General features: G+C 59.6%; 14 protein-coding genes. 6 read left to right on the top strand and 8 right to left on the bottom strand.

Going from position 1 to position 25908, the window contains the following annotated elements; genetic code table 11:
* Nucleotides 1-204 precede the first annotated feature (204 nt).
* Nucleotides 205-2157, top strand: coding sequence for an acetate--CoA ligase (gene acs / locus DOU54_RS09110; RefSeq protein WP_004444026.1), 1953 nt, complete (start codon nt 205-207; stop codon nt 2155-2157).
* A gap of 101 nt (nt 2158-2258) precedes the next feature.
* On the opposite strand, the gene DOU54_RS09105 is transcribed toward acs, so the two are convergent.
* The 6 genes from DOU54_RS09105 to DOU54_RS09080 form a co-directional block, all read right to left on the bottom strand.
* Nucleotides 2259-3266 carry a TRAP transporter substrate-binding protein gene (locus DOU54_RS09105; RefSeq protein WP_113382006.1) on the bottom strand — a complete coding sequence of 336 codons (1008 nt, stop codon included), beginning with the start codon at nt 3264-3266 and terminating at the stop codon, nt 2259-2261.
* Nucleotides 3267-3305: 39 nt separating this feature from the next.
* Nucleotides 3306-4583, bottom strand: coding sequence for a TRAP transporter large permease (locus DOU54_RS09100; protein ID WP_045533426.1), 1278 nt, complete (start codon nt 4581-4583; stop codon nt 3306-3308).
* Between the two features lie 4 nt (nt 4584-4587).
* Entirely contained in the window at nt 4588-5118 is a 531-nt protein-coding gene (locus DOU54_RS09095; protein WP_004444021.1) for a TRAP transporter small permease, read from the bottom strand.
* Between the two features lie 21 nt (nt 5119-5139).
* A complete protein-coding gene (locus DOU54_RS09090; RefSeq protein ID WP_113382007.1) occupies nt 5140-6300 on the bottom strand; it encodes a fumarylacetoacetate hydrolase family protein in 1161 nt (386 codons plus the stop codon).
* Nucleotides 6301-6495: 195 nt separating this feature from the next.
* Nucleotides 6496-7212: a FadR/GntR family transcriptional regulator gene (locus DOU54_RS09085; protein WP_035207984.1), complete on the bottom strand. Its 717-nt coding sequence runs from the start codon at nt 7210-7212 to the stop codon at nt 6496-6498.
* 115 nt (nt 7213-7327) lie between these two features.
* Complete coding sequence (locus tag DOU54_RS09080) at nt 7328-8773, bottom strand: FAD-binding oxidoreductase (RefSeq protein ID WP_035207983.1); 1446 nt, start codon at nt 8771-8773, stop codon at nt 7328-7330.
* A 200-nt stretch (nt 8774-8973) separates the two neighbouring features.
* Here DOU54_RS09080 and denD point away from each other — a divergent pair, with 200 nt between their 5' ends.
* The 4 genes from denD to DOU54_RS09060 all read left to right on the top strand — a co-directional run bounded on the left by denD (nt 8974) and on the right by DOU54_RS09060 (nt 13738).
* Nucleotides 8974-9960: a D-erythronate dehydrogenase gene (gene denD / locus DOU54_RS09075; RefSeq protein WP_006698295.1), complete on the top strand. Its 987-nt coding sequence runs from the start codon at nt 8974-8976 to the stop codon at nt 9958-9960.
* Entirely contained in the window at nt 9957-10859 is a 903-nt protein-coding gene (locus DOU54_RS09070; protein ID WP_113731061.1) for an NAD(P)-dependent oxidoreductase, read from the top strand. The genes denD and DOU54_RS09070 overlap by 4 nt, the downstream gene beginning before the upstream one ends.
* 9 nt (nt 10860-10868) lie before the next feature.
* Nucleotides 10869-12653, top strand: coding sequence for an IlvD/Edd family dehydratase (locus tag DOU54_RS09065; protein WP_113382008.1), 1785 nt, complete (start codon nt 10869-10871; stop codon nt 12651-12653).
* Nucleotides 12654-12763: 110 nt separating this feature from the next.
* Nucleotides 12764-13738, top strand: coding sequence for a threonine ammonia-lyase (locus DOU54_RS09060; RefSeq protein ID WP_022556987.1), 975 nt, complete (start codon nt 12764-12766; stop codon nt 13736-13738).
* A gap of 11 nt (nt 13739-13749) precedes the next feature.
* Here DOU54_RS09060 and DOU54_RS09055 read toward each other — a convergent pair whose 3' ends face one another.
* Nucleotides 13750-14853 carry an NAD(P)/FAD-dependent oxidoreductase gene (locus tag DOU54_RS09055; RefSeq protein ID WP_113382085.1) on the bottom strand — a complete coding sequence of 368 codons (1104 nt, stop codon included), beginning with the start codon at nt 14851-14853 and terminating at the stop codon, nt 13750-13752.
* Between the two features lie 447 nt (nt 14854-15300).
* Nucleotides 15301-16479: a M20 aminoacylase family protein gene (locus DOU54_RS09045; RefSeq protein ID WP_162749677.1), complete on the bottom strand. Its 1179-nt coding sequence runs from the start codon at nt 16477-16479 to the stop codon at nt 15301-15303.
* A 561-nt stretch (nt 16480-17040) separates the two neighbouring features.
* On the opposite strand from DOU54_RS09045, the gene DOU54_RS09040 reads away from it, so the two are divergent.
* Nucleotides 17041-25536 (top strand): glycoside hydrolase family 94 protein, encoded by an 8496-nt coding sequence (locus DOU54_RS09040; RefSeq protein ID WP_113382009.1) that lies wholly within the window; start codon nt 17041-17043, stop codon nt 25534-25536.
* Nucleotides 25537-25908: the final 372 nt, after the last annotated feature.

Raw genomic sequence — 25908 nt, 5'->3', positions numbered from 1 at the left:
CCGGTGTCGCGGGCGTGGTATCAACCACTGATTTCCGGGATATTGCCGCTCTATAACCGGATTGCATCATAATTGCAATTCTTTGCGAAACAAATGACCTTTGTCTAATTGCCGTGCGCAATTGACCTGCTATGAATTCAACACATGCCTGAGGTGGGAGTCTCGGGCCGCGTCAGAAGCCATACCCGGTTCCAGGAGGAGTTCATGTCTGCCAAAATCTACCCGGTGCTCAAGTCGGCGAAAGCCCGCACGCTCATCGACAATGAGCGTTACCAGAAATGGTACCAGGAGAGCGTCGAGGATCCAGAAAAATTCTGGGACAAGCATGGCCGTCGGATCGACTGGTTCAAGCCTTACACCAAGGTCAAGAATACGTCCTTCAAGGGCAGGGTGCCGATCAAGTGGTTTGAAGACGGACTCACCAACGTCTCTTATAACTGTATCGACCGGCATCTGAAGACGCATGGCGAGCGCACCGCGATCATCTGGGAAGGCGATAACCCTTATATCGACAAGAAGATCACCTATAACCAGCTTTATGATTACGTCTGCCGTCTGGCGAATGTGCTGAAGAAGCACGGCGTCAAGAAGGGCGACCGCGTCACCATCTATATGCCGATGATACCGGAGGCAGCCTATGCGATGCTTGCCTGCGCGCGCATCGGGGCGATCCATTCGGTCGTCTTCGGCGGCTTCTCGCCGGAAGCGCTGGCGGGCCGCATCGTTGACTGCCAGTCGACCTTCGTCATTACCTGCGATGAAGGTGTGCGCGGCGGCAAGCCGATACCGCTGAAAGAAAATACCGACAAGGCGATCGATATCGCCGCCAAGCAATACGTCATTGTCAACAAGGTTCTTGTCGTTCGCCGAACCGGCGGCAAGACCGGCTGGGCGCCGGGCCGCGACATCTGGTACCACCAGGAAATCGCCACGGTGAAACCGGATTGCCCGCCTGTGAAGATGCGCGCGGAAGATCCGCTGTTCATCCTCTATACGTCGGGCTCTACCGGCAAGCCAAAGGGCGTGCTGCACACCACGGGCGGCTACCTCGTCTATACGTCGATGACGCATGAATATGTCTTCGATTACAAGGATGGCGAGGTCTACTGGTGTACGGCCGATGTCGGCTGGGTCACGGGACACTCTTATATAGTCTATGGACCGCTGGCCAATTGCGCGACGACGCTGATGTTCGAAGGTGTTCCCAATTTTCCGGATCAGGGCCGTTTCTGGGAAGTCATCGACAAGCACAAGGTCAATATTTTCTATACGGCGCCGACAGCGCTCAGATCGCTGATGGGTGCGGGTGACCAGTTCGTCCAGCGCTCGTCGCGCTCCAGCATCCGTCTTCTCGGCACCGTGGGCGAGCCGATCAACCCGGAAGCATGGGAGTGGTATTACCATGTGGTGGGAGAGGACAAGAGCCCGATCGTCGACACATGGTGGCAGACGGAAACCGGCGGCATTCTCATCTCGCCGTTGCCGGGTGCGACCGATCTGAAACCCGGCTCGGCGACAAGGCCGTTCTTCGGTGTGCAGCCGCAGCTTGTCGATGCCGAAGGCAATGTGCTGGAGGGGCCGGCGGACGGCAATCTCTGCATCATCGACAGCTGGCCGGGCCAGTCGCGCTCCGTCTATGGCGATCATCAGCGCTTCATCGACACCTACTTCTCCACCTACAAGGGCAAGTATTTCACCGGTGATGGCTGCCGGCGCGATGAGGATGGTTATTACTGGATCACCGGCCGCGTCGATGACGTGCTGAACGTTTCCGGTCATCGTCTTGGCACGGCCGAGGTGGAATCGGCGCTGGTGTCGCATCATCAGGTTTCGGAAGCGGCCGTGGTGGGTTATCCGCATCCGATCAAGGGGCAGGGCATCTATTGTTACGTCACGCTGATGGCAGGCCAGAACGGTGACTATGCGCTGCGCGAAGAGCTGGTAAAACACGTGCGCAACGAGATCGGACCGGTTGCGACACCCGATAAGATCCAGTTCGCGCCCGGCCTGCCGAAGACCCGTTCCGGCAAGATCATGCGGCGCATCCTGCGCAAGATCGCCGAGGATGATTTTGGTGCGCTGGGAGATACGTCGACGCTCGCTGATCCTGCTGTCGTCGAGGACCTCATCGCCAACCGGCAAAACCGCACGGCGTGAACTGAGAGGCTGCTTCGGCAGCCTTTTTCTATTGACTGTCCTCACAAACAAAAACACCCGGAGGCGAACCTCCGGGTGTTTTTCATCGTAGGCTGTAAGGCTTACTGGCCGCGGATCTTCTTGAGGTCCGCCAGAACGGCGTCAACGACGTCGGCGCCGATTTCAGCCTTGTGCTTTTCGTAAACGACCATCGACTTTTCGCGGATACGCGCCTGCTCTTCGGCAGACAGCGAGTTCACCTCGAGGCCGGCAGCCTTGATCTTTTCCAGCGACTTCTGGTTCAGTTCGCGGATGACCTTGCGCTCTTCGTCACGACCCACGACTGCGCATTCGCGCAGGGCTACCTGTTCTTCCGGCGTGTAGCTGTCGAAGATCGGCTTGGAGAAGAGGAAGAGGAACGGCGTGTAAGCGTGGTTCGTCTCCGTGATGTACTTCTGCACCTCGTAGAACTTCGAGGTGTCGATCGTCACATAGGGGTTTTCCTGGGCATCGATCGCGTTGGTCTCAAGCGCCGAGAAGACTTCGCCGAAAGCCATCGGCGTAGCGTTTGCACCGAGGTTCTGGAAGGTGTCGAGGAAGATGTTGTTCTGCATCACGCGGACCTTGAGGCCCGAGAAATCTTCCCACTTGTTGACGGCGTGCTTGGAGTTCGACAGGTTGCGGAAACCATTTTCCCAGTAAGCGAGGTTTACCAGGCCCTGTTCTTCCAGCTTCTTGTTCATCATGTCGCCGAAGGCGCCGTCCATGACGGCATCGGCTTCCTTGGCATTGGCGAAGAGGAATGGCAGGTCGAAGACGCCAAGCGACGGGATGAGACCGACGAGCGGCGAGGACGACGTGACGACCGCTTCCTGAACGCCGGAGCGCAGGGCCTGTGTCGCCTGAAGGTCACCGCCGAGAGCACCACCCCAGAATGCCGTCAGCTTCAGCTTGCCGCCGGACTTGTCGTCGAGGCAGGCCTGCATGGCCTTGATGCCGTTGCCGACGGGATGATCCTGGTTGATACCGTTCGAAACGCGGATGTTGCGGCTGTTGAATTCGGCCATTGCCGGCGCTGCCGCGCCAACTGCGAAGGCGATTGCCGTGGTGGTCAGAAGAAGCTTTCTCATAATATCCTCCCTTGGATTGTGGTCGAGAAAAAGTTTCACTTAACGTAGGTACTGCAGAGGCACGAGGACGATGTCCGGGAAAATCACCAGCAGCGCCAGCACGATGGTTTCGGCGACGAGGAAGGGCCAGACACCGATCGTGACCTTGCCGAGCGGGATGCGGCCGACGCCGCTGACGACGTTCAGCACCACGCCAACCGGCGGGGTAATCAGGCCGATGGCGTTGTTGATGATGAAGAGAACACCGAAATAGACCGGGTCGATGCCCGCCTGCTTGATGATGGGCATCAGAACTGGCGTCAGGATCAGGATGGTCGGCGTCAGGTCAAGCGCGGTGCCGACGACGAAGACCAGCACCATGATGACAGCCATCAGCAGCATCGGACGGTCGATCAGCGGCTCGATGTAGCCGGCAACTTCGTTTGGAATATTCGCCGCCGTAATGAGCCATGCGGAGACGAGGGCCGCGCAGACCAGGAACATGATGATTGAGGTGCTCTTGGCGGCGCGCAGGAGCACGTGGAACAGGTCCGCCGGCTTCAGTTCGCGGTAGATCACCATGCCGACGAAAAGCGCATAGGCGGCAGCCACGACGGCGGCTTCCGTCGGCGTCATGATGCCGGCCTTGATACCGCCGAGGATGATGACGGGCATGCCGAGCGCCCAGCCGGCGCGGGCCGTGGCTGTAACGCGTTCCTTGGCCGTGGTTTTCGGCAGCGGCTTGACGTTATCCTTGCGCACCACGATCAGCCAGGCGACGATCAGTGAGATGCCCATCAGAATACCGGGTACGATACCGGCAAGGAAAAGCTGGGTGATCGAAACGTTAGCGGCGACACCGAAGACGATGAACGCCATGGACGGCGGAATGACCGGGGCGATGATACCGCCGGCTGCGATCAGGCCGCCGGAGCGCGGAATATTGTAACCGGCCTTCGCCATCATCGGGATGAGGATTGCGGCAAGGGCTGCGGTATCGGCTGCGGCCGAACCGGAGATGCTGGCCATGATGATGGCAGCGACGATGGCCACGATGCCGAGGCCGCCCCTGATGTGGCCGACCAGCGCGATCGCAAAGTCGATGATGCGGCGGGACAGGCCGCCGGAATTCATCAGTTCGCCAGCGAGGATGAAGAAGGGGATGGCAAGCAGGGTGAAGGTGTCTGCGCCCGAGATCATGTTCTGCGCGATGATCGCGGTGTTGAACATGCCCATGTACCACATGAGCACGACGCCACAGAACATCAGCGAGAAAGCGACGGGAACGCCAATCGCCATGGCTCCCAGAAGAGAGCCGACAAAAACGAAAAGTGTCATGGTATCAGCGCTCCGAAAGCTGTTCGATCGTCAGGTTCTCGCCCGCAAACTGGGCGATTTCGTCTTCCGTCACGCGGCCCGTCAGAAGGCGGTACAGGCGTTCCAGCGCGATCACGAACATCAGGCCACCCGTGAACATGCCGATGCCATAGACCCAGATCATGGAGAGCTTGGTGACCGGGGCGTGCATGCTGGCGTTGATGCCGGACTGTTTCCAGGTGCCCCAGAAGAAGATGGCGGAACAGGCCAGAATGATGATGTTCGAGATGATCATGCAGACGATGCGGGCGCGGCGCGACAGAAACATCACGAGCGTTTCAATGCCCATATGGCTGTTCTCGCGGAAGGTCAGCACCGCGCCGAGGAAGGTCAGCCACACGAAGAAATAGCGTGACAGCTCTTCCGAGACATTGATGCCGGAATTCATCGTGTAACGCATGACGACGTTGACGAAGACCATGATCGACATGCCGGCAAGCAGCGCGACGAGAATGATTTCGAGAATCCGGTAAAAGAGATTGATTGTCTTTTGCATTTTCCCCTCCCGAAGAAATATCTAGAGCAGCCCTCGTTTCGCTAGGTTGCGCATCAGTGCCGCGGTGCCGAACGTCCATTCCGGGCATTCGTCAGTCGTCGTGACCCAGTTGATCAGCTTACCGAGCTTGGGCGTGGAGATTTCGACACGGTCACCCTTTGAATGGGTGAAGCCGAGACCTGGGCCATGGCGGTCCTTTACCGGCGCGAACATCGTGCCAAGGAAAAAGACTGCGCCGTCAGGATATTGGTGGTTACGGTTCAAGAGCTGCGAAGCGAGGTTTTCCGGCGTGCGGCTGATCGCCTCCATGGGGCTGACGCCCGTCATGGTGAAACCATCCTCTCCTTCGACCAGAAGCGAAATCTGCGCCTTCTTCACATCTTCAATGCTGAAGTTGCCATCGAACAGGCGGATGAACGGGCCGATTGCGCAGGAGGCATTGTTGTCCTTCGCCTTGCTGAGCAGCAGGGCGGAGCGGCCTTCGAAATCGCGCAGGTTGACGTCGTTGCCGAGCGTCGCGCCGACAATGCGACCGTCAGAGGTGATGGCCAACACCACTTCCGGCTCAGGGTTGTTCCACTGCGATTTGGGATGGACGCCGATCAGGGCACCGCAGCCCACTGAGGCCATGGCCTGCGCCTTGGAGAAGATTTCCGCATCCGGGCCGATGCCCACTTCCAGATATTGCGACCAGAGGCCCATTTCCTGGAGCAGTTTCTTCACTTCGGCAGCTTTTTCGGAGCCGGCCTCAAGTCCCTTGAGATTGTCGCCGAGAACAGGCGCCAGCCGTCCGCGAATTTCCTGCGCACGCAGCGGATCGCCTTTGGCCTGCTCTTCGATTACGCGTTCCAGCATACTGTCGGCGAAGGTGACACCTGCAGCCTTGACGGCCTGAATATCGTTGGGAGCGAGGAGTTCGCCGGCTGAGCCGTCCAGAAACGCGTCCAGCGCGCCTAAGGCGACGAAAGTACCGGTGTCCTTGAGCTGCTCCACCAGGTCGGTCTTCTCCAGAAGCTCTGACATGGTTGGAGAAACAGATGTGAGGTCATAAAGCACGCCATCCTTGAGGAGGACGGGGCAGGGGCCGCCTTCGCTTTTCGACCAGACGCGGCCGACGAGCAAAGCGTTTTCATAATCCTCAGGCAAAATTGCGGTAGCGTCGATCGACCTTACGCCGGCCATGTATATCCTCCCCTTTCAGACTTCCGACAGGCCGCCTCCTGCGGTCTTATTGTCTGGATGTCTGACAACCTAATCTTATTCTTCTTAGTATGACTTTTCGAGCGAGTCTAGCGGTCTCGCGGACAAATTTATCATGTATCGCTCATGAAGCGCGGAAACCTGTCCTATAGCTTGACTGCCAGTCCTTTTTTCCAGTCAAAATATATCCAGCTCCAGATTGACGCGGCTTGCCGCACCGATCAGATGCTTGCGCATCGCGTTCTTGGCCGCGGGCGCATCAGCTTTTTCCACGGCCTCGTAAATTGCCACATGTTCGGCAATCGTTACCTCGAGAATTTCCCCAAAAACCGCCCGGGAGAAAGCGATGTTGATGGCGGAACTGATGCGCTCCGCAATGAAGCCGAGGAACATCAGGAAATATTCGTTTTGTGTGGCCTCAGCCAGAATACGGTGGAAGTCCAGATCGGCGGCAACGCCTTCCGTCGACCAATCGTCGGCGGTTTTCATCTTTTCCAGTGCCGCGGCCAGTCGCGCCAACTGCTGCGGGCTACGATGCAATGCCGCCAGCCCTGCTGCTTCTATTTCCAGCGGCATGCGAAGCTGGAAAAGATCGCGGAAGTTCTCCGGATCGTTCAGCCGGGAGCGCTCGATACGGATGGACAGTCTCTGCCGGGGATCGGTGACGAATGCGCCCACGCCCTGCCGGGTTTCGACGAAACCTTCATTGCGCAATTGTGCTATCGCCTCGCGGATGACAGAGCGGCTCACCCCGAAGGTTTTTGCCAGCACATGTTCAGTCGGCAGCCTGTCGCCCGGCCCGAGTTTCGAATCGTTGATCTCGCGTGCGATCTCTGCGGCGATGCGGCCGGGGAGATGATCGTTGCGATGTATCTGATTGAACTCCAGCGTCATGGTTGCTCCCGTTCCACAGAAACGATTGGTTCGTTTTCCCGCTGCAGACGACTTCCTCCTTCGCCGTCAGCGGGGTTTTAAGGCGGCGTTTTCAGCCGCCTCTGCCGTACCTTGATTAGCTATCCGGTTGCAGGGTTATCTGGCAACCGGGATTCATCCGCAAATCAGGGTCGAAGGTGTTTTTCAGGCCAGTGATCATCCGCCGCTGCACATCAGATAGCCGGCTTTCGAAATCCGAGCGTTTCAACCGGCCGATGCCGTGCTCGGCGCTGATGCTGCCGACGTAACGGTCGAGCACCTCATTGACGAGCGTTTTGGACTTGTAGATGAATGCTTCGCGCTCTTCCGGCGTCGAACCGTTTGGCGGCAGCACGTTGAGGTGGACGTTTCCGTCTCCCACATGGCCGTAGGAAACAGCGAGGCACTCCGGCAGTTTTTCCGCCAGTTCCGCCTCGGCTTCGGCCACGAAAGCCGCGAGTTTTGACAGCGGTACGGAAATATCGGTGCGCATATGGCTGCCGCGCAGCGCCTGGCCTTCGTTCATGCCTTCGCGGAATAGCCAAAGCGATTGCGCCTGCGCCCGTGACGATGCGATGACGCCATCCAGCACCAGCCCGTCTTCCATGACGCCTTCGAGGAAGCGGCCCATCAGGTCTGCGGTGTCGACCAGGCCGGAGCCTGAAATTTCCATCAGTACATAGGCCGGGTAGTCACCGGCGATCGGCATTTTAAGGTCGGGGATTGCCTCGATCGCCAGCGTGAAGGCGACCGGCGGCATAAATTCGAAGGCAGACATCAGGTCGCAGCATTCGCGACGGGCGCGACGGTAAAGCTTGATGGCATCGTCAAGCGAATTGAGGCCGAGCAGCGCCGTTTCGACATGTTCCGGATTAGGGTAGAGCTTGACGGCAACGGCGGTGATAATGCCGAGCGTTCCTTCCGCACCGATGAAAAGCTGCTTCAGGTCGATGCCGCGATTATCCTTGCGCAGCGTCGACAGCCCATTCCAGATAGTGCCATCCGGTAGCACCACTTCGAGACCCAGGACTAGTTCGCGCGTCATCCCGTACCGCAGCACATTGATGCCGCCGGCATTTGTGGAGACATTACCGCCTATACGGCAGCTACCCTGGGCCCCAAGTGATAGCGGGAAGAACATACCCTTGTCCTGCACCGCGTCCTTGAATTCCGAGAGAATGCAGCCCGCTTCCACGACGGCGGAAAAATCATCGCTGTCTATGGTGCGGATGGCGTTCATGCGCTCGAGGCTCAGAACGACCTGGCGTTTAGGCGCGTCAGGAATGCCGCCGAGTACAAGACCGGTATTGCCGCCCTGAGGGATGATGGCGAGTCCGAGTTCGGCGCAGGCGCGCACCGTATCAGATACTTCCTCCGTCGACCGGGGACGGATCACGGCTACAGCCGAACTGGTGACGTCGCCATGCCAGTCCCGGCAATAACGCAGCATGTCCTCCGGCGACGTGAGCACCAAAGCCTCGCCCAACCTGTTCTTCAGCGAGAATCGCAATTCCCCGATATCGTGTTCGCTGACGATCGTCATTCCACCCTCTCCGCTCAATCCGCCCTGAAATGTCCGGGCAAGGCTTCTTCGCCCTTGCTTTTGCCGGTTTGTGAAAAAATACTATTTTCAACTCGATCATATAAGGTTATCAGACAACCTTACAAGCTAATTTATCGGTCGGTTGGCTGATGATGTTTTTTCGGTCTCGGGAGAACGACCGGGACAAAGAGGAGGAAGACATGCATATCGCAATTATTGGCGCCGCTGGCATGGTGGGCCGCAAGCTGACGCAGCGTCTCGTCAAGGACGGGTCACTGGGTGGCAAGGCGGTGGAGAAATTCACGCTTATCGACGTGTTCCAGCCCGAAGCGCCTGCCGGTTTTTCCGGTGCCGTCGATGCGCGCGCGGCCGATCTTTCCGCACCTGGCGAAGCCGAAAAGCTGGTCGAAGCCCGTCCGGATGTCATCTTCCACCTTGCCGCTATCGTCTCCGGCGAAGCCGAACTCGATTTCGACAAGGGCTACCGCATCAATCTCGACGGCACGCGTTATCTCTTCGATGCCATCCGCCTTGCCAACGGCAAGGATGGCTACAAGCCGCGCGTGGTCTTCACCTCCTCGATCGCCGTCTTCGGTGCGCCGCTTCCCTATCCGATCCCGGACGAATTCCACACCACGCCGCTGACCAGCTACGGTACGCAGAAGGCTATCTGCGAATTGCTCCTGTCCGACTACAGCCGCCGCGGTTTCTTTGACGGCATCGGCATTCGCCTTCCCACCATCTGCATTCGTCCCGGCAAGCCGAATGCGGCTGCCTCCGGCTTCTTCTCCAATATCCTGCGCGAGCCGCTGGTTGGCCAGGAGGCGGTTCTGCCGGTGCCGGAAAGCATTCGCCACTGGCACGCCTCGCCGCGTTCCGCCGTCGGTTTCCTCATTCATGGCGCCACGATCGACGTCGAAAAGGTCGGCCCGCGCCGCAACCTATCGATGCCGGGCCTCAGCGCCACCGTCGGCGAACAGATTGAGGCACTGCGCAAGGTGGCGGGGGAAAAGGCCGTCGCCCTCATCCGTCGCGAGCCGAACGAGATGATCATGCGCATGTGCGAAGGCTGGGCACCCGGTTTCGAAGCCAAGCGTGCCCGCGAACTCGGCTTTACGGCCGAAAGCTCCTTCGAAGAGATTATTCAGGTTCATATTGAGGACGAACTGGGAGGTTCACTGAAATGAGTGTCGGCGGGGAGGAGAAGAAGCGCTCGGTCGCCTTCATCGGCACCGGCCTGATGGGAGGGCCGATGGCCCGGCGCCTGCTGAGCGCGGGCTTTTCGGTCACGGTCTGGAACCGCAGTGTCGATAAGGCCGAGGCTCTTGTTGCCGATGGCGCGGTCGTCGCGGCATCGCCGGCAGATGCAGCCAAGGGCGCCGATATTGTCATCACCATGCTGAGTGACGGCAAGGCCGTGGGCGAGGTGCTGTTCGAGGCCGGTGTGGCCGAAGCGCTGAAAAAGGGGGCTGTCGTCATCGACAGCAGCTCGATTGCGCCGCCGATCGCGCGTGAACACTCCTCCCGGCTTCAGGCGCTTGGCATCCATCACGTCGATGCACCGGTTTCGGGCGGTGTGCCGGGCGCGACGGCCGGTACGCTCGCCATCATGGCCGGTGGAGACGAGGCGCTGATCGCGGATCTTGCTGATGTCTTTGCACCGATGGGCCGGCTCACCTATGTGGGTCCTTCGGGTGCCGGCCAGCTCTGCAAGCTCGCCAACCAGCAGATCGTCGCCATTACGATCGGCGCGGTTGCCGAAGCGATGATGCTGGTGGAAGCGGGAGGAGCCTCTCGCGAAGGTTTCCGCAACGCCATACGTGGCGGCTTTGCCGAAAGCCGGATACTGGAATTGCATGGCGAACGCATGGTGAAGCGCAATTTCGTGCCGGGTGGTCCATCCAAATTCCAGCTCAAGGATCTGAATGGCGTGTTGGCAACGGCGAAGGACCTGTCGCTTACCCTGCCGCTTACGCAGCAGGTGACACGGGAATTCGACGACTTCGTTGGTGACGGCGGTGCCGATATCGATCACAGCGGCATCCTGCTTTACCTCGAAAAACTCAACAACCGCGAACAGGGCTGAGGCAGGCTTATGAGCGACGAGAAGACACCCATGCGCCGGCTGCGATCGCAGGACTGGTTCGACAACCCTGATCATCTCGACATGACGGCGCTCTATCTGGAGCGCTTCATGAATTATGGCGTAACGCCGGAAGAACTGCGTTCCGGCAAGCCGGTGATCGGCATCGCCCAGAGCGGCAGCGATCTTACGCCCTGCAACCGCGTCCATGTGGAACTGGTGAAGCGTGTGCGCGACGGCATCCGTGATGCGGGCGGTATTCCTATCGAATTCCCGACCCATCCGATGTTCGAAAACTGCAAGCGCCCGACGGCAGCGCTCGACCGCAATCTTGCCTATCTCAGCCTCGTGGAAGTGCTTTACGGTTATCCGCTCGACGGTGTCGTGTTAACGACGGGTTGCGACAAGACCACGCCCTCGGCACTGATGGCGGCGAGCACGGTCGATATTCCGGCCATCGTGCTCTCCGGCGGGCCGATGCTCGACGGTTATCATGAGGGCGATCTGGTCGGTTCCGGCACTGTGATCTGGCGCATGCGCCGCAAATATGGCGCTGGCGAAATCACCCGAGAGGAGTTTCTGCAGGCGGCGCTGGAGTCCGCGCCATCGGTCGGGCATTGCAACACCATGGGCACGGCGTCGACCATGAACGCCATCGCGGAAGCGCTCGGCATGTCGCTCACCGGCTGCGGTGCAATCCCCGCCGCTTACCGTGAACGCGGCCAGATGGCCTATCGCACCGGCCGCCGCGCCGTTGAACTGGTTGTTGAGAATATCAAGCCCTCGGACATCATGACGCGCGAAGCCTTTCTGAACGCGATCCGCGTCAACTCGGCAATCGGTGGCTCCACCAATGCCCAACCGCATCTCGCGGCCATGGCGAAACATGCGGGCGTTGAACTCCGTGAAGAGGACTGGCAGGTCCACGGTTACGATATTCCGCTGTTGGCCAACATACAGCCGGCCGGCAAATGGCTCGGTGAGAAATATCACCGCGCCGGCGGCACGCCCGCCATCATGTGGGAGCTTCTGCAGGCGGGCAAGCTCGATGGAAGCTGTCGGACCGTGACCGGTAGAACAGTGGCTGAAAATCTGGAAGGTCGGGAATCGACCGACCGAGATGTGATCCTTCCTTATGAAAATCCGCTGAAGGAACGGGCAGGTTTCCTGGTTCTCAAGGGCAATCTGTTCGATTTCGCCATCATGAAGACGAGCGTGATCTCGGCGGAGTTCCGGCAGCGCTATCTCAACGAGCCGGGCCACGAGGGAATTTTCGAGGGCAGATGCGTGGTTTTTGACGGTTCGGAAGACTATCACGCCCGCATCAATGATCCGTCCCTCAATATTGATGAGCGTACCATTCTCGTCATTCGTGGTGCGGGGCCGCTTGGCTGGCCGGGTTCGGCCGAGGTGGTCAACATGCAGCCGCCGGATGCGCTTTTGAAAAAAGGAATCACCAGCCTGCCGACGATCGGTGACGGCCGGCAATCGGGAACGGCGGACAGCCCGTCCATTCTCAACGCCTCGCCCGAAAGTGCGGCCGGCGGTGGCCTAGCGTGGCTTCGCGCGGGCGATGTGATCCGCATCGACTTCAACAAGGGCGAGTGTAACGTGCTGGTGCCGGATGAGGAGCTTGCAGCCCGCAAGGCAGACGGCATTCCGGCTGTTCCCGCGGATGCGACGCCCTGGCAGCGCATTTATCGTCAGTCGGTAACGCAGCTTTCGGACGGCGCGGTTCTCGAAGGCGCTGCGGATTTTCGCCGCATTGCCGAGAAGATGCCCCGGCACAATCATTGATCACACGACCAGAATCCCCGGCCACGTCCGGGGATTTTTCTTTTCGGGCGGTTTCGTAAATGCGTGTGACCTCATAAGGTGCCTGCACATCCGCATTATAGGGGCAGGACATGACTGATATTTCGATGATAGAAGCCGCGCGGGAGCGCATCGGCACTCAAGCGGTTCGCACGCCGCTTCTCTCATCACCTTTTCTGGACGAGATTGCCGGGCGAAAGCTCTTCGTAAAAGCTGAATGCCTGCAAAGAACGGGTTCCTTCAAGTTTCGTGGCGGCTGGTCGGCCGTCTCAGGCCTGCCTGCGGAGGTCCGCGCCAAAGGCGTCATCGCCTTTTCCTCCGGTAACCATGCGCAGGGCGTGGCGCTTGCCGCCAGCCTCCACGGCGTTCCCGCCGTCATCATCATGCCGATGGATGCACCGAAGATCAAAATTGACAATACCCGTGCTTATGGCGCGGAGGTGGTGCTTTATGACCGCGCGAATGAGGATCGCGATGCCATTGGGGACCGCATTTCGCGCGAGCGCGGGTTGACGCTGATCAGGCCCTATGACGAACCGCTGGTCATTGCCGGGCAGGGGACTGTGGGGCTGGAGATTGCTGAACAGGGCGCGGAACTGGGTATCGATTCAGCCGAGATCCTGGTGCCGTGCGGCGGCGGTGGTCTTACATCCGGCATATCCCTTGCGCTTGCAGCGAAAGCACCGAACTATAAGGTCAGGACTTCGGAACCGGAGCGGTTCGATGATGTGGCACGCTCTCTTGCCTCGGGCAAGATCGAGCGGAACGCCACGAGCTCGGGTTCGATCTGCGATGCGATCGTTACGCCGCAGCCCGGTAACATCACCTTCCCTATCATGGTTGGGCTTTGCGGGAAAGGCATCGCCGTGACCGAAGAGGAAGCGCTGCGGGCAATGGTTCTCGCCTTCAACCGGCTGAAGATCGTCGTTGAGCCCGGTGGGGCGGTGGCCCTGGCGGCGGCCCTCTTCCATGGCGATGAACTGGAGAGTGAAACGGTGATCGCAGTCGCTTCCGGCGGCAATGTCGATCCGGAGGTCATGACGGGTGCGCTGTCCCGTTTCGGCTGAGCGGGTTGGGATCAAGCCCCAAGCCGCGCCGCGACCTCGTTGGCGATGGCCAGCGAGGCAGTAAGGCCGGGGCTTTCGATGCCGAAGAGATTGACGAGACCGTTGACGCCATGCGTCTCCGGCCCGTCAATGCGGAAATCCATAGCGGGTTCGTCCGGACCTGAAATCTTCGGCCGGATTCCAGAATAGGCCGGGATCAACGCATGGTCGGGAAGGCGCGGCCAATAACGCCGTATCGCATCATCAAAACCTTCCATGCGTTGGGGATCGACGGCGTAATCGATGGCGTCCACCCACTCCACATCCGGGCCGAAACGAGCCTGGCCAGCAAGATCGAGGGTGAGATGTACGCCAAGGCCATGAGTATGAGGTGCCGGATAGATGAGCCTTGAAAAGGGTGACTTGCCGGCCAGCGAAAAATAGCTGCCCTTGGCGAAACGCGCCTGCGGGATACCATCCTCCGGCAATCCCTCTATATTTCTTGCCACCATCGGCGCAACAAGTCCGGCGGAATTGATGAGCAGCCGGCACGTCAGGCTGGTGGGCTCCGCGCCGCCGACGTGGATCCGAAAACCATCGCCCGCCACTTCCGCCCTTTCGAAGGGGGCGTTGACGGCCATGGCCGCGCCGTGATCCTGTGCGTCTCCGAACAGCGCCAGCATATATCCGTGACTGTCGATGATACCGGTCGAAGGTGACGTAAGGGCTGCAACGCAGGTGAGCGCGGGTTCGAGTAAAACCGCCTGTCGTTCATCAATCAGCTCAAGATCGTTACATCCGTTGGCCTTGCCCTTCTCCTGGAGAGTGGCGAGCATGGCCGTCTCTTCATGGCTCGTGGCGACGATGAGTTTGCCGCAGCGGCGATGAGCAACGCCGTGGCTCTGGCAGAAAGCATAAAGACGCTCCTTGCCCTCCACGCAAAGTCGGGCCTTGAGGCTTCCAGGCGGGTAATAAAGGCCTGCGTGGATGACTTCGCTGTTGCGGGAGGAAGTGACCGAGCCAAATTCCTTTTCGCTTTCCAGGATGACGACGAAGAGGCCGCGCATAGCGAGTTCTCGCGCTGTCGCCAGGCCGATCACACCGGCTCCAATAATGATGGCGTCGATATCTGTCATGGTATTTTCCGTGTCCGCATTGCCTTCAGACGGAAAGCGCCCCGTCGCGCTGATGCCGCGCAATGGGTAGATTGATGCTTGCCGCCCGGCAAGTTGCAATCCGTATTTTTCCCGATGCACCTATCTTATGGAATATTATCTCTACTGAAACAGTGGGGAATAAAGCTATTCTACGAGTGAAATAAGCAATGCCCGCATTGAAGGGCCGAGCAGGAAGGGAGTGTACAATGTCTTATTCCAAGGCAGGAAAAGTAAAAGACTTTGTTTCGCAGCCCCAGTCGCCGCGCAACTGGAAAGATTCGGTTCATGCGGCTCTCGTCGGCGTTTGCATGGCCTTTGTCGCTGCCGTCATATTCGGTCTCGTTCCCTGATCCTCCCGATCTTCTCATCAGGTAATTTGAGAACAAAAGGCCGGTCGCTCCTCCGACCGGCCTTTTTCATTCCCATTCACGACTTCAGGTAATCTTCCGCAAGATCGACCCAGAAAGCGGTTCCGATCGGCAGGATTTCGTCGTTGAAATCAAATTTTGGATGGTGCAACGGCGGGTCGTTGTCGGTTCGTGCGGTGCCGAGGAAGAAATAACAGCCCGGCCGTTTCTCCAGCATGTAGGCAAAGTCTTCCGCGCCCATCGACGGGCGCTGCATTTCTGCGACCTTTTCAGGCCCGGCAAAACGGCGGGCGAGATCGGCGACATAATCCGTTTCCGCCCTGTGGTTGACGGTTGCATTATAACCGCGCTCGTAATCGATGGTGACGCTCATGCCGTAGCTGGCCGCCTGGCCTTCGGCTATCGCCCGAATGCGCTTTTCCAGCTCATCGCGCACGCCCGGATCGAAGGAACGGATGGTCAGTAGCATTTCCGCCGTTTCGGGAATGACGTTGCTGGCAGCACCGGCATGGAAGGCGCCAACGGTGACGACCGCCGACAGCTGCGGATGGATGTTGCGTGAAACCACAGTCTGCAGCGCCATGATGATGCTTGCCCCGGCAACGATAGGATCAGCGGCATCCTGCGGTTCGGCACCGTGGCCGCCATAACCGTTGACGGTGATCTTGCACTCGTCGACCGCGGCAAGGATCGGCCCGTCGCGCAGCACAAAGTGCCCGAAGGGCAGGCCAGGGTCGTTGTGGAGTGCAAAAACCGCATCGCAGGGAAAGCGGTGGAACAGGCCGTCCTCGATCATGATGCGGGCGCCGCCGAAATTTTCCTCCGCCGGCTGGAAGATCAGATGCAGTGTTCCGTTAAAATTCCTGCGTTCGGCTATGATCTTCGCTGCGCCGAGAAGCATGGCAGTATGGCCATCATGGCCGCAGGCATGCATCACGCCCTGATTGGCGCTCGCATACTCCGCCCCCGTTTCTTCGTGGATCGGCAGGGCGTCGATATCGGCTCGAATGCCAAGCGTGCGCGTGCTGTCACCATTGCGCAGCGTGGCGACAACGCCAGTGCCGGCGAGCCCGCGCGTTACCTCGTACCCCATCGCCAGCAATTGTTCGGCAATGAAATCCGAGGTCTTGAACTCGGAGAGGCCTATTTCAGGGTGACGGTGCAGGTGGCGGCGGATTGCCACCACATCCGGCATATGATTGGCAAAAGACGTCATGGTGGCGGTCTGTCTGGTCATTTTCGAAGTCCCGGGTTTCGCCGTTTTTTACGGTGCTTTTTCAAAATGACATAGCAGCATATGCATGGGCATGTAAGGGGCGCCGCAGGCACTCAGACGGCCTGAAATTCAGCGCTTGCATCGGGTCGCGACAGGTGGCATGGAACTATTGATGTCCTGGGGCATTAGCGTCTTTCGGATGTAGCGCGAACCGTTCCGGTCTCGTGTTGCCCTTCAGGTTATCAACGGGGGACCATCGGGCGTTGCGCGCACAAATTTCGCCGTCGGGGAGGGTGCGAAATCCGGTCGGAACGGCGTTGCCGGGCCGCAGGATGAGATCTTTCTGTCACCGGAAGCTTCCTGCACGCGCTGATCTCAAGCCCCGCAAACAGATTGCAAACATTGTGCAGCAGTATGCGGCGCCCTGCCGGACGGTCCTCTCATCCGGGCGTCCGGTCCGGTTCACCGAAGGTTCAGGATAAGTCATAAATATAGCGTGGCCGATTTTCGTGTGTGTTCCCGCCACGGACGAAATGCCGGTCAAGTCGAACAAGTCTCCATAAAGTTCAGAATACGAGCCCGATGTCATTTCATATCACCCCGACCGCCGCCGCCCGTGATTCCGAGACGAAGCAGATCGATCATAATGATTCGATCCGCGCGTCCTATATGACGGTCGAGGAACTGCATGATGCGGGCGCCGCGCTTTCCCGCGATGGCGCCGACAGCCTTCCCGGCTTCATGGAGTTCGATTTCTTCGAGCGTCATCGCGAGAATGAAAAGGAAATCCTCAGGGTCTATCGCACAACGGCGGTCGACGCGGAAAATGGCGCGACGATAACGCCGGCGGCGGAATGGCTTCTCGACAACCACTACGTCATCGAAGAGGCGATCCAGGAAGTCCGCCGTGATTTTCCGCGCAAGTTCTATCGCCAGCTGCCGACAATGACGGTAGGCGGCGTGACGATCCCGCGGGTCATGGCGCTCGGCTGGCTTTATGTCGCCCACACCCACAGCACGGTATCGCGCGAAAACATGACGGCGCTGGTGGATGGCTACCAGACCTCGAAGACGCTGCAGATCGGCGAATTGTGGGCGCTGCCATCGATCATCCGTTTTGTCCTCATCGAAAATCTTCGGCGCATCTCCATCCGTGTGGAGCGTTCGCGCCGCATGCGCCAGAAGGCGAATGAGGTGGTCGACGAGATTATCCGCTTGAACGATGCGGAAGCGTCGGCAGCACTTCTCAAGCAGGTCGATTCGCTGGTCGATGACCCGACTTTCGCGACGCAGTTCCTTTATCGCCTCCGAAACGGCTCGCAGACATCGGGTTTTGCCGTCGCATGGCTCGAAGAGCGTCTTCACGCTGCCGGCACCGATGCCGAAAACGTGATGATGTCGGAGCATAATCGCCTCGCATCCGGCAACGTGACGATGGGCAACATCGTCAAGAGCCTGCGCGAGATCGATGATACCGAATGGTCGGTGTGGTTCGAGGAAGTCAGCCATATCGACAAGGTTCTGCGCGAAGAAACCGATTACGAAACGCTCGATTTCGGCTCCCGGAACACCTACCGCAATACCATCGAACTTCTGGCGCGTCGTTCTCCCAAGACCGAAGTTGAGGTCGCCCGTGCCGCTGTCGAAATGGCGCGTACCGATATGCCCGCAGAGGCGGACGAGACGCATCCCGTCAATGTCGGCTCCGTGCTGGTGGGTCAGCGTCGTTTCGAGCTTGAAAAGGCGCTGGGATACCGGCCCCTGGTATCGCAGCGTATCGTCCGGGCGATGCGGAAGTTCAACTGGCTGGCAATTGCAGCGCCGGTGCTTCTCATCACCGCGGTCGCCATGCTGGCGGTCGGGTGGTTCCTCGCCGAAGCGGGCATGCCCTGGTATGTTGTCACCGCTTTCCTGCTGATGTTCGCTCTGCCCGCCTCGGAGGGCGCGACCGGCCTCTTCAACACCCTTGTCACCTTCTTCGTGAAACCGTTCCGGCTGGTCGGATACGAGTTCAAGAATGGAATTCCCGAGGACGCGCGCACATTGGTCGCCGTGCCCTGCATGCTGACCAGTCGCGACAGCGTTGACGAGATGATGCGCAATATCGAGGTGCACTATCTGGCCAATCCGCATGGTGAGATCTATTTCTCGCTGGTGAGCGACTGGCGCGACGCGCAGTACGAGCAGTCTGAAGACGATCTCGAGATACTCGAATATGCCAAGCGCGAGCTGGCAACACTGAACAGCCGCTACGCCTTTGACGGCAAGACACGTTTTTACCTTCTGCATCGCCGCCGCATCTACAATCCGGCCGAAGGCTGCTGGATGGGCTGGGAGCGCAAGCGCGGCAAGCTGCATGAGCTGAACATGCTGCTGCGCGGCGACAAGGACACGACGTTCCTAGGCGGCGCGAATATCATTCCGGAAGGTGTCAAATATGTCATGACGCTGGACGCTGATACGCGCCTGATGCGCGATGCGGTGACGAAGCTGGTCGGCAAGATGCACCATCCGATCAACCGCCCCAGGATCGATCCTGAATCCGGTCGGGTGGTCGAAGGTTACGGTCTGCTGCAGCCGCGCGTCACACCTTCCCTGACCACGGGCAAGGATGCTTCGGTTTTCCAGCGTGTCTTTTCCATCAACCGCGGTATCGATCCCTACGTCTTCACGGTTTCCGACGTTTACCAGGACCTAACCTCCGAAGGCACCTTCACCGGTAAGGGTCTTTACGACGTGGATGCTTTCGAGGCGGCGCTGAAGGGCCGTATCGAAGAAAACTCCGTCCTCAGCCATGATCTGCTTGAAGGTTCGTTTGCGCGTTGCGCGCTGGTGACCGATGTGGAACTCGTCGAGGACTTCCCGACGCGCTATGAGGTGGAAGTTTCCCGTCAGCATCGCTGGGCGCGTGGCGACTGGCAGCTGCTTCCCTATATTCTCGACCGCGCCCGCGGCGTCACCGCTATCGGACGGTGGAAGATGGTCGACAATCTGCGTCGCTCACTGACGCCGATCGCCTGGTTCTTCGCCTCGATCCTCGGCTGGTATTTCATGGATCCGCTCGGGGCGCTGATCTGGCAGATCCTGCTGATCTTCTCGCTCTTCGTTGCACCGACGCTTTCGCTGCTTTCCGGCCTTGTGCCGCGTTCGACAGACATCGTGCCGCAGGCGCATTTCCACACCATCTGGTCTGAAATCCGCGCCACCAATGCGCAAGTCGCGCTGAGAATCGTCTTCATCGCCGATGCCGCCTGCATGATGACAGATGCGATTGCGCGTTCGCTCTACCGCCTGCTCGTCAGCCACAAGCTGATGCTGGAATGGCGCACCGCCGCCAGTATCCAGTCCAGTGCGCAGGGCAGCATCATCGATTATTATCGTCAGATGTGGCACGCCCCCGTTGTGGCGATGCTCGGCCTTCTGTTCGCGGCGCTGCCGGGCGACAATGCCTTCCTGATCGGCATTCCCTTTACGCTGCTGTGGGTGCTATCGCCCGCCGTTGCCTGGTATGTCAGCCAGTCAGCCGAGACCGAAGACCGGTTGTTCGTTTCCGAGCACGTCTCGTTCGAACTACGCAAGATTGCGCGCCGTACCTGGCGGTATTACGAGACCTTCGTGACACCGCAGGAAAACCACCTGCCGCCGGACAATTTCCAGGAGACGCCGGAGCCGATCGTTGCCTCGCGCACGTCTCCCACCAATATCGGCGTCTATCTGCTCTCCGTCATCTCCGCGCGTCAGTTCGGCTGGATCAGCTTTGCCGACACGCTGGAGCGCATCGAGAACACGATCCAGACCGTCGAGAAGATGGAAAAATATCGTGGCCATCTCTACAACTGGTATCACACCGATACCTTGCAGACGCTTGGACCGCGTTATGTTTCGGCGGTGGACAGCGGTAATCTCGCCGGCCATTTGATTGCGGTTTCTTCCGCTTGCCGCGATTGGGCGGAAGCGCCGTCGGCCCATCTTCAGGGCAACCTCGACGGTATCGGCGACGTGGCCGGCATTCTGCGCGAAACGCTGAAGGCCTTGCCGGACGACCGCAAGAACCTGCGGCCGCTGCATCGCCGTCTCGAAGAGCGTATCATAGGCTTCTCGAACGCGCTGGCATCCGTCAAGCGCGAGCACGAATTCGCCTCCATTCGCGTCATCAACCTGGCGGTGCTTGCGCGTGACATTCAGAAGCTCGCCACCAATGTCGACCACGAGGTGAAGTCCACACAGAGCACCGAAGTGACGCGTTGGGCGCAGCTGTTGGTCGAGTGCTGCGAAGCCCATATTTCCGACAGCGCCATCGACCTGACCAATGTCGAGCCCTTGCGCCAGCGTCTCGCTTCGCTGCGCGACCGCAGCCGCAATCTCGCTTTCTCGATGGATTTCACGTTCCTTTACCGCAAGGATCGCCGCCTTCTGTCCATTGGCTATCGCGTCGAAAGCAAGGAGCTGGATGAGGCCTGCTATGACCTTCTGGCGTCGGAATGCCGTCTGACCAGCCTCTTCGCCATCGCGAAGGGCGATCTGCCGACTGAGCACTGGTACCGCCTTGGCCGTCAGGTCGTGCCGATCGGTGCGCAGGGCGCGCTGGTGTCCTGGTCGGGCTCCATGTTCGAATATCTGATGCCGCCGCTTGTGATGCAGGAGCGTCAGGGGGGTATCCTCAACCAGACCAACAACCTGATCGTCAAGGAACAGATGAATCACGGTCGCCGTCTCGGCACGCCATGGGGCATTTCCGAAGCGGCGTTTAATGCCCGCGATCACAACATGAACTACCAGTACACCAACTTCGGTGTGCCGACGCTGGGCCTCAAGCGTGGCCTTGGCCAGAATGCGGTAATCGCGCCCTATGCATCGATCCTCGCCAGCCAATACGATCCGGATGGTGCACTTGAAAACCTCGACAAGCTGCGCAAGCTTGGCGCGCTTGGCCAATACGGTTTCCACGATGCGGTGGATTTCACGCCAACGCGTGTGCCTGATGGCAAGGTCTGTGCGGTGGTCTACAACTATTATGCCCACCACCATGGCATGTCGATTGCGGCCGTCGCCAACGTCGCCTTTGACGGCGTGCTGCGCGAGCTCTTCCATTCCGATCCGGTGATCGAGGCAGCTGAATTGCTGCTGCAGGAAAAGGCGCCGCGCGAAGTGCCGGTCATGAGCGCCAAATACGAACCGGAGACCCCCGGCAAGGAACAGGCCGACCTGCTGCGGGCGGAAGTGCGCTCCATTGCCGATCCGGCGGCACGCGACCGTGAGGTGGTGTTCCTGTCGAATGGTCACTACTCGACCATGCTTACCTCGACGGGTGCAGGTTATTCGAAATGGAACGGGCAGGCGATTTCCCGCTGGAAGGCCGATCCGACCGAAGACCGCTGGGGCACCTTCATCTTCCTGCGCGACACCACCAACGGGCAATGGTGGAGTGCGACTGCGGAGCCGCGTGTCTTCGAGGGTGAAAAGACCAAGACAGTCTTCACCGACGACAAGGCCGAGTTCCACAAGACCACCGGCGACCTGCAGAGCGTTGTCGAATGCATCGTCGCCACCGAGCACGATGCAGAAGGCCGCCGCGTCACCCTGCTCAATGTCGGTTCCGAGGATCGCTATATCGAAGTGACTTCCTATATGGAGCCGGTCATTGCGTCTGAGGATGACGACAACGCCCATCCGCTCTTCTCGCGCATGTTCGTGCAGACGGAGATCGGCCGGCGTGGCGACGTCATCCGCGCCTGGCGCAACCGTCGCAGCCCGAACGAGCCGGGCACCGTCATTGCGCATCTGGCCGCCGATAATGCCGGCCCGTCGCGCCCGACGGAATTCGAGACGGATCGCGCCAAATTCATCGGTCGTGGCCGTTCGCTGCGCGAAGCGGCGGCTTTCGATGCCGGTGCGACGCTTTCCAGCACTGACGGCTTCACGCTCGACCCCATCCTGTCGCTGCGACGCACCGTGCGCGTGCCGGCAGGCAAGAAGGTGAGCGTGATCTTCTGGACGATTGCCGCGCCGAGCCGCGAGGAAGTCGACAAGGCGATCGACCGTTATCGTCATCCGGACGCTTTCGCGCATGAACTCGTTCATGCCTGGACGCGCACACAGGTGCAGATGCGCCATGTGGGCGTCACCTCACAGCAGGCGGCCGCCTTCCAGCATCTCGGCCGATATCTGACCTATCCCGACATGCATCTGCGGGCGGATTCGGAAACGCTGAAAACAGGACTCGCGTCACAGCGCGCCTTGTGGCCGCTTGCGATTTCCGGCGATTTCCCGATTTTCAGCCTGCGCATCAACGACGATATGGACATGGACATCGCCCGTGAGGCGCTGAGTGCCCATGAATATCTGCGTTCGCGCGGCGTGATCTTCGATCTCGTTATCGTCAACGAACGGGCCGCATCCTACGCGCAGGACATGCAGCATGCGCTGGATCATATTTCCGAAGCACAACGCCGCATCAATCCCGCCGATGGCGGTCGCCCGCACGTCTTCTCCGTGCGCCGTGACCTGATGGATGAAGAGACGTGGAGCGCGCTTCTGGCCGCTTCCCGCGTTGTACTCCATGTGCGCAACGGCAAGATCGTGGACCAGATCAACCGCGCGGTATCGCTGTTTGCGGCCCATCGTGGTCCCGATGGCACAAGCGACGCCGCACAGGCCCGTCTGCCGGTCCCGGCTTTCCCGGTTGCGGAGCCGGTCGAAGACGCGGGCGATCTCGATTTCTGGAACGGTTTCGGCGGCTTCGCCAGGAACGGACAGGAATATGTGGTGCGTCTCCATGGTGGGCAGTCCACCCCGCATCCGTGGATCAACGTCATATCGAACGAGAATTTCGGCTTCCATATTTCGGCCGAAGGCGCAGGTTTCAGCTGGAGCCGCAATTCGCGCGATTATCAATTGACACCGTGGAGCAATGACCCTGTCATCAACCGGCCGGGCGAGGCCTTCTATGTCGCCGATGTGGACACAGGAAAGCTCTATACGCCGTGTGCCGCGTTGTCGCGTGATCCAGAAGCCATGTTCGAAACCCGTCACGGCCTGGGTTACTCCATCCTGACCGGCGTTGCCGACACACTTGAAGTCGAGGTGACACAGACCGTCGATCGTGAAAAGCCGGTCAAGTTCTCGCAGGTCATCGTTCGCAACAAAGGCTCTAAAAGCCGCCGGCTGAAGGTTTATGCCTATGTCGAATGGGTGCTGGGCAATAACGGACAGAAATCAGCGCCGTTCATTCTGAGCAGACATGATGCGGGCAACAACGCAATCTTCGCGTCGAACCCCTACAGCATCGACTACAGCGCACGCACGGCGTTCCTGACGCTTGATACGGAGGCGAGCGGTTTCACTACCAGTCGTCGGGAATTCATTGGCCGCTTTGGTTCGGCACAGGCCCCGCAGGCGATCGTGTCGGGTAACGCACTCAGCGGCAGCACCGAGGTTGACGGCGATCCCTGTGCGGCGCTGATGCAGGAAATCCACCTTAAGCCCGGCGAAGAACGGCACATGACCTTCATTCTGGGCGATGCCGATAATGCGGAAGAGGCCGAGGCGCTGGTGAAGGATGTCCGCCGTGTGGATTTCCAGTCCGTGCTGGAGGAAAGCAAGGCGTTCTGGACCGGTTTTACCGGCCAGTTACAGGTGTCCACGCCGGATGCCGGCTTCAACCACATGGTCAACAATTGGCTGCCCTACCAGGCGCTGGCGTGCCGCATTCTGGCGCGCACGGCCTTCTATCAGTCGAGCGGCGCCTTCGGCTTCCGTGACCAGCTTCAGGATACTCTGGCGTTCCTGCTCTACCAGCCGGATCTCGCTCGCAAGCAGATCCTGCGCGCAGCCGGCCGGCAATTCCCGGAAGGCGACGTTCAGCACTGGTGGTTGCCGCTGACAGGCGCCGGTGTCCGCACCACTATCTCGGACGACGTGGTATGGCTTGCTTATGCAATCAACCAGTATGTTTCGGCGACCGGCGATATCGCCATTCTGGATGAGAGCATTCCCTTCCTGAAGGGGCCGGCGCTGATGCCCGGCCAGCACGACGCTTTCTTCCAGCCGGAAACCAGCGACAAATCCGCGACGCTCTACGAACACGCGGCGCTGGCGCTCGATCTTGCCATTCATCGCACCGGGGAGAACGGCCTGCCGCTGATCCTCGGCGGTGACTGGAACGACGGCATGAACCGCGTCGGCGTTGGCGGCAAGGGTACCAGTGTCTGGCTCGGCTGGTTCCTTTCCGGCGCCTTGCGCGATTTCATTGAAATTGCGGAAAAGCGCGGTGACACGGATCGGGTCGGCAGATGGGCCTCGCACCGCGAAAAACTGCGCAATGCGCTCGAAACCGCGGGGTGGGATGGCAGCTATTATCGTCGCGGCTATTTCGACGACGGCACGCCGCTGGGTTCCGCCGGAAGCGAGGAATGCCGGATCGATTCGCTCGGCCAAAGCTGGAGCGTTCTCTCCGGCGAAGGCGAAGAGGCCCGGTCGCGGCAGGCAATGGATGCGGTCATGGAGCATCTGGTGGATGAAAAGACCGGCATCATCCGGCTATTCACGCCGCCATTCTCGCGTGCGCCGCACGATCCGGGCTACATCAAGGGATATCCGCCAGGTGTGCGCGAAAATGGCGGACAATATACCCACGCGGCGACCTGGGTGGTTCTCGCTCTTGCCAAGCAGGGCAGGGCGCAGGAGGCCTGGAACTGCTTCAAGCTGCTCAACCCGGTCAACCACGCGCTCGATGCGGCAGCGTCGGAAACCTATCGGGTCGAACCTTATGTGGTGACCGCGGATGTATACGGTGAAGGCGCTTATGCGGGCCGTGGCGGCTGGAGCTGGTACACCGGCTCGGCCGGCTGGCTCTACCGTGCCGCTGTCGAGGGTATTCTCGGCATCACCCGCACTGACGGCAGGCTGCATATTTCACCGTCGCTGCCGGAAGACTGGAGCGGTTTCTCGGTGAAGATCACGCTCGACGGCAAGGCTAGAGACATTGCCGTCAGCCGCAAGCCTGGCACGGCGGAGGTTTCGGTATCTGTCGATGGCAAGGACTTGGCGGCCGGCGAGAGGGTGATCCCCTTCGACTGAGACGAGCGGGCCTTCGGTTTGCTTTTTAAGTCGGGCTCCTGCGGTGACGCAGGGGCCCGAATTTTGTTGTGAGGTTCCCCCGCCTTCGATGTTGTTTGGCGTCTGGGGCATGGCGCCTGTACGGCGATACAGGGCCGGCAAGAACGCTCAACGGGCGGGTCAAAGCGAAGCAAGGGCACGATGGCAGCAAATCGAGACCGATAGACCACTTCGCATATTTTCCGACGCATGAAGGGCAGATGCTGTACAGAGACTTCTTGGTCCCCCGTGGCTACAGCATCACCCGTGAGGCGATGGATGCATCGCAGACAGCGCGATGGGGCATAGAGTTTTCAAGCCGCAAGCTCCGAACGAGATCGACCGAGGAATAGG

The organism is Agrobacterium sp. MS2 (assembly GCF_003261015.1).
GTDB lineage: Bacteria > Pseudomonadota > Alphaproteobacteria > Rhizobiales > Rhizobiaceae > Agrobacterium > Agrobacterium pusense.
The sequence above is the reverse complement of the archived record's forward strand: the minus strand, read 5'-3'. Positions and strand labels throughout refer to the sequence as shown.

Excerpts from the sequence above, each read along its gene's own strand:
- DOU54_RS09105 (WP_113382006.1), bottom strand. The coding sequence starts at position 3,266 with ATGAGAAAGCTTCTTCTGACCACCACGGCAATCGCCTTCGCAGTTGGC.
- DOU54_RS09045 (WP_162749677.1), bottom strand. The coding sequence starts at position 16,479 with ATGACCAGACAGACCGCCACCATGACGTCTTTTGCCAATCATATGCCG.
- DOU54_RS09040 (WP_113382009.1), top strand. The coding sequence starts at position 17,041 with ATGTCATTTCATATCACCCCGACCGCCGCCGCCCGTGATTCCGAGACG.
- DOU54_RS09085 (WP_035207984.1), bottom strand. The coding sequence starts at position 7,212 with ATGACGCTGGAGTTCAATCAGATACATCGCAACGATCATCTCCCCGGC.
- DOU54_RS09055 (WP_113382085.1), bottom strand. The coding sequence starts at position 14,853 with ATGACAGATATCGACGCCATCATTATTGGAGCCGGTGTGATCGGCCTG.
- DOU54_RS09060 (WP_022556987.1), top strand. The coding sequence starts at position 12,764 with ATGACTGATATTTCGATGATAGAAGCCGCGCGGGAGCGCATCGGCACT.
- DOU54_RS09065 (WP_113382008.1), top strand. The coding sequence starts at position 10,869 with ATGAGCGACGAGAAGACACCCATGCGCCGGCTGCGATCGCAGGACTGG.
- DOU54_RS09095 (WP_004444021.1), bottom strand. The coding sequence starts at position 5,118 with ATGCAAAAGACAATCAATCTCTTTTACCGGATTCTCGAAATCATTCTC.
- DOU54_RS09080 (WP_035207983.1), bottom strand. The coding sequence starts at position 8,773 with ATGACGATCGTCAGCGAACACGATATCGGGGAATTGCGATTCTCGCTG.
- acs (WP_004444026.1), top strand. The coding sequence starts at position 205 with ATGTCTGCCAAAATCTACCCGGTGCTCAAGTCGGCGAAAGCCCGCACG.
- DOU54_RS09090 (WP_113382007.1), bottom strand. The coding sequence starts at position 6,300 with ATGGCCGGCGTAAGGTCGATCGACGCTACCGCAATTTTGCCTGAGGAT.
- DOU54_RS09100 (WP_045533426.1), bottom strand. The coding sequence starts at position 4,583 with ATGACACTTTTCGTTTTTGTCGGCTCTCTTCTGGGAGCCATGGCGATT.
- denD (WP_006698295.1), top strand. The coding sequence starts at position 8,974 with ATGCATATCGCAATTATTGGCGCCGCTGGCATGGTGGGCCGCAAGCTG.
- DOU54_RS09070 (WP_113731061.1), top strand. The coding sequence starts at position 9,957 with ATGAGTGTCGGCGGGGAGGAGAAGAAGCGCTCGGTCGCCTTCATCGGC.